The sequence below is a fragment of the Streptomyces sp. NRRL WC-3742 genome (assembly GCF_000720635.1).
Lineage (GTDB): Bacteria > Actinomycetota > Actinomycetes > Streptomycetales > Streptomycetaceae > Kitasatospora.
The window spans coordinates 1-4864 of the sequence record NZ_JOCF01000141.1; the positions used below are offsets into that span (position 1 = coordinate 1).

General features: G+C 70.9%; 3 protein-coding genes and 1 pseudogene. 1 reads left to right on the forward strand and 3 read right to left on the reverse strand.

Features of this window, described 5'->3' with window-relative positions; genetic code table 11:
• Window positions 1-103: pseudogene (locus IH61_RS0139460) on the forward strand (ATP-binding protein); the annotation flags it as partial.
• 195 nt (window positions 104-298) lie between these two features.
• Here IH61_RS0139460 and cimA read toward each other — a convergent pair.
• The 3 genes from cimA to IH61_RS0139475 form a co-directional block, all read right to left on the reverse strand.
• The gene (cimA, locus tag IH61_RS0139465) at window positions 299-1903 is read right to left on the reverse strand and encodes a citramalate synthase (protein WP_031079194.1); all 1605 of its coding nucleotides are present in this window, start codon (window positions 1901-1903) and stop codon (window positions 299-301) included.
• Between the two features lie 384 nt (window positions 1904-2287).
• On the reverse strand, window positions 2288-3400 hold the full coding sequence (locus IH61_RS0139470; protein ID WP_031079196.1) for a branched-chain amino acid aminotransferase: 1113 nt from the start codon (window positions 3398-3400) through the stop codon (window positions 2288-2290).
• 215 nt (window positions 3401-3615) lie between these two features.
• The gene (locus tag IH61_RS0139475; RefSeq protein WP_031079198.1) at window positions 3616-4653 is read right to left on the reverse strand and encodes a 3-isopropylmalate dehydrogenase; all 1038 of its coding nucleotides are present in this window, start codon (window positions 4651-4653) and stop codon (window positions 3616-3618) included.
• Window positions 4654-4864 lie beyond the last annotated feature (211 nt).

Genomic DNA, 4864 nt, shown 5'->3' on the forward strand with positions numbered 1-4864 from the left:
CGCCGACACCCCCATCATCACCCTCGACGCCCGCCGCCGCGACAGCGCCAAAAGCGCCCTCATCACCCTCGTCGAACACGCCCTCCTCGCCCGACTGCGGTGATCAATGTCGGCGCCCCGAGCCGAAGGGGCGCGCCGGCGCCGAAAGGGAGAAGGGCCAAGCCGCCGACGAAGGAGGTGGCGCAGCGCCCGCCGACCGTCGGCGCCGGGTCAGGAGCGCCCCGGAGGCGAGCGTGCGAGTAACTGTGGCCTACGGGAGTTGTTCAACTCCGGTAGGCCACAGGCGTTTTCCGGTCGATTATTCGGTCGGTTCCAGGCCCGCGCGGATCAGGCCGTAGGTGTAGGCGTCCTCAAGTGCCAGCCAGGAGGCGGCGATCACGTTGTCCGCCACGCCCACGGTGGACCAGGTGGTGGTGCCGTCGGTGGACTCGATCAGCACCCGGGTCTTCGAGCCGGTGCCGTGCTGGCCCTCCAGGATGCGGACCTTGTAGTCCACCAACTCGAAGCCGGCCAGCGGCGGGTAGATGCCCTCCAGGGCCGTGCGCAGGGCCTGGTCCAGCGCGTTGACCGGGCCGTTGCCCTCGCCGGTGGCGATCCGGCGCTCGCCCTTGGCCCAGAGCTTCACCGTCGCCTCGTTGCCCGAAACCCCGTGCGGGCCCTGCTCGCTGATGGTCCGCCAGGACTCCAGGCTGTAGAAGCGCTCCCGGCTGCCGCGCACCTCGTCGCGCAGCAGCAGCTCGAAGGAGGCGTCGGCGGACTCGTAGGTGTAGCCGAGGTTCTCCTGCTCCTTGACCCTGGCCACCACCCGCCCGGCGAGGTCCCGGTCGGTGGAGAGGTCGTAGCCCAGCTCCTTGCCCTTGAGCTCGACGGAGGCGCGGCCGGCCATGTCCGAGACCAGCATCCGCATGGTGTTGCCGACCAGTTCGGGGTCGGTGTGCTGGTACAGGTTCGGGTCGACCTTGATCGCGGAGGCGTGCAGGCCCGCCTTGTGGGCGAAGGCCGAGAAGCCGACGTACGGCTGGTGGGTGGAGGGGGTGAGGTTGACCAGCTCGGCGATGGCGTGCGAGATCCGGGTCATCTCGGCCAGCCGGCCCTCGGGCAGCACCCGGCGGTCGTACTTGAGCTCCAGCGCGCCGACCACCGGGAACAGGTTGGCGTTGCCGACCCGCTCGCCGTAGCCGTTCGCCGTGCACTGCACGTGGGTGGCGCCGGCGTCCACCGCGGCCAGGGTGTTGGCGACGGCGCAGCCGGTGTCGTCCTGGGCGTGCATGCCGAGCCGGGCGCCGGTGGCCGTCAGCACCTCCGCGACGATCTCCCGCACCCCGGCCGGGAGCATCCCGCCGTTGGTGTCGCAGAGCACCACGACGTCCGCGCCCGCCTGATGGGCGGTGCGGACCACCGCGAGGGCGTACTCGCGGTTGGCCTTGAAGCCGTCGAAGAAGTGCTCGCAGTCGATGAAGACCCGCCGGTCCTGGGAGCGCAGGAACTCGACACTGTCGCGGATCATCTCCAGGTTCTCGTCCAGCGTGGTGCGCAGCGCCAGTTCGACGTGCCGGTCGTGCGCCTTGGCGACCAGGGTGACCACGGGCGCGCCGGAGGCGACCAGCGCGGCCAGTTGCGGGTCCTCGGCCGCCTTGCCGCCGGCGCGGCGGGTGGCGCCGAAGGCGACCAACCGGGCGTTCCTCAGCTCCAGTTCGGCGGCGGCGCGGGCGAAGAACTCGGTGTCGCGGGGGTTGGCGCCGGGCCAGCCGCCCTCGATGAAGCCGACCCCGAACTCGTCCAGGTGCCGGGCGATGGCCAGCTTGTCCGCCACCGTCAGGTTGATGCCCTCGCGCTGGGCGCCGTCGCGCAGCGTGGTGTCGAACACGTGGAAACTGTCGTCGGTGCGGCTGGCCTCGGTCATGACCCCTGGTTCTCCGTTTCGGGGAGGTTCGTACTGCTCTACGGGACTTCGTCCCGGCTCCACTGTCCAGCATCCCGCGCGCGGCCCCGGTGTCCCCGAGCCCTTCGTGGGGGCTCTCGGCCGGTCCGGGGCTGTGCTCGATGGGGCGTCGCCCAAAAAGCAAAAAACCCCTCGCGGGTGCGAGAGGTCTGCGCGCGGGTCTGGACGCTGGTGGTCGCTCCGCATCGGGTCCTGCGGAGCGGTCACTGCGGACCGGCGCGCCTGCTGCTAATAATCAGCGAAAGCGAGGACACGCTGGCAGTCTGGCACACCGCCCGGGATCCGGCCCGCGCGTCTCGCGATGCGAAACGTCGCAGGCCGGAGCCGGTTTCGGCGTTTCTCGGATCAGACGATCTTGTGCAGCCAGCCGTGGGTGTCCGCCTTCTGCCCGCCCTGGATCGCCAGCAGCGCCTCGCGCAGTTCCATGGTGATCGGGCCGGGCTCGCCGGTGCCCACCGTCCAGTCGGCGGCGGCGGACTTCACCGAGCCGACCGGGGTGATGACGGCGGCGGTGCCGCAGGCGAAGACCTCGGTGAGGGTGCCGTCCGCGTTGGCCTGCTGCCACTCGTCGGTGGAGACCTTCCGCTCCTCGACGGCGTAGCCGAGGTCCGAGGCCAGGCGCAGCAGCGAGTCACGGGTGATGCCGGGCAGCAGCGCGCCGGACAGCTCCGGGGTGACGATCTTCGCGTCCTTGCCCTCGCCGAAGACGAAGTACAGGTTCATCCCGCCCATCTCCTCGACCCACTTGTGCTCGGCGGAGTCGAGCCAGACCACCTGGTCGCAGCCCTTCTCGGCGGCCTGGGCCTGGGCGATCAGCGAGGCGGCGTAGTTGCCCGCGCACTTCGCGGCGCCGGTGCCGCCGGGCGCGGCCCGGACGTACTCCTTGGACAGCCACACCGAGACCGGCTTGACGCCGCCCTGGAAGTAGGCGCCGGCCGGGGAGGCGATGATCATGAACAGGTAGGAGTTGGACGGGCGCACACCCAGGCCCACCTCGGTGGCGAACATGAACGGACGCAGGTACAGGCTCTGCTCCGGCTCGTTCGGCACCCACGCCTGGTCCTGCTGGACGAGCAGCTCGACGGCCTCGACGAAGGTCTCCACGGGCAGCTCGGGCATCGCCAGGCGGCGGGCCGAAGCCTGGAGGCGGGCGGCGTTGGCCTCCGGGCGGAAGGTGGCGATGGAGCCGTCGGCCTGGCGGTACGCCTTGAGGCCCTCGAAGATCGCCTGGCCGTAGTGGAGGGTCATGTTCGCCGGGTCCATCTCGACCGGCGCGTACGGGACGAGCTGGGCGTCGTGCCAGCCGCGGCCCTCGGTCCAGCGGATGGTGACCATGTGGTCGGTGAAGACCCGGCCGAAACCAGGGTTGATCATCCGGGCCTCGCGCTCCGCGACGGGCAGCGGGTGGGCGGAGGGCTTGAGATCGAACGTGATGGGCGCCGGGGTGGGCGTGCTCATGACTGCTTCCTTCACCGTGGGGTTGGTTCGGGCCGCCACCACCGCCGGAACGTCACGGCGCGAGAAAGCCGGAACGAACGCACAGCGGCACGGCCCACTGTCGATACTCGCATCCAGAGGGCCGTGCCGAACAGTTGCCGGCTCCTTGGAGCGCTGCAAGCTGCGGTTATACGGTCCGGCCCGGGGGCCGGAACCTTGTTGTCGGTTCCGGCTGGCTAGCCGGATACTCGGCCGGCGAGCGCGTCACCGACCTCGGAGGTGCTACGGGTGCCCGACCGCTCGGCGAGGTCCGCCGCGACGGCCGCCTCCACCTTCGCGGCCTCGGCGGCGAAGCCGAGGTGCTCCAGCAGCATGGCGACGGACAGCACGGTGGCGGTCGGGTCGGCCTTGCCCTGGCCGGCGATGTCCGGGGCCGAGCCGTGCACCGGCTCGAACATGGACGGGAACTCGCCGCTCGGGTTGATGTTGCCGCTCGCGGCCAGGCCGATCCCGCCGGTCACGGCGGCGGCCAGGTCGGTCAGGATGTCGCCGAACAGGTTGTCGGTGACGATGACGTCGAAGCGCTCGGGCTGGGTGACGAAGAAGATCGTCGCCGCGTCGACGTGCAGGTAGTCGGTGGTGACCTCGGGGAACTCCCGGCCAACCTCGGCGAAGATCCGCGACCACAGGTGCCCGGCGTGCACCAGCACGTTGTTCTTGTGCACCAGGGTCAGCTTCTTGCGCGGCCGCGCCTGGGCCCGCCGGTACGCGTCGCGCACCACGCGCTCGATGCCGAACGCCGTGTTCAGGCTGACCTCGGTCGCCACCTCCTGCGGCGTCCCGGTGCGCAGCGTGCCGCCGTTGCCGACGTACGGGCCCTCGGTGCCCTCACGGACGACGACGAAGTCGATCTCCGGCTGCCCGGCCAGGGGGGACTTCACTCCGGGGAACAGCCGCCCCGGCCGCAGGTTGATGTGGTGGTCGAACGCGAACCGCAGCTTCAGCAGCAGCCCCCGCTCCAGCACCCCCGACGGCACACTCGGGTCCCCGATCGCCCCCAGCAGGATGGCGTCGTGGGTCTTCAACTCCGCCAGCACGTCGTCCGGCAGCGTCTCCCCACTGCGGTGGTAACGCCGGGCCCCGAGGTCGTACTCGGTGGTCTCCAGCTTCACATCGGCGGGAAGCACGGCACCCAGGACCTTGAGCCCCTCGGCCACCACTTCCTGGCCGATACCGTCACCCGGGACAACTGCGAGACGAATCGTGCGAGACATGCCCCGGACCCTACTCCGGTGTCCCACCCCCTGACATCCCTCGTCCACCATCCGGACGCGTCCTCGACTCGGCCTCCACCGGGGCGCGTGCAGCCGGACCCGCGCCCGGGGCGCGTCTAGGGTGGCGGGATGGTGCGCAACGGGGTCGGGTGGCGGCGGGAGGTGCTGGTCTGCGGGGGTGCGGGCGGGTTGGCGGTGGGGGTGTACGCGG

Bases quoted from the DNA above. Each gene is read 5' to 3' on its own strand.
- IH61_RS0139470 (WP_031079196.1), bottom strand. From the start codon at position 3,400: ATGAGCACGCCCACCCCGGCGCCCATCACGTTCGATCTCAAGCCCTCC.
- cimA (WP_031079194.1), bottom strand. From the start codon at position 1,903: ATGACCGAGGCCAGCCGCACCGACGACAGTTTCCACGTGTTCGACACC.
- IH61_RS0139475 (WP_031079198.1), bottom strand. From the start codon at position 4,653: ATGTCTCGCACGATTCGTCTCGCAGTTGTCCCGGGTGACGGTATCGGC.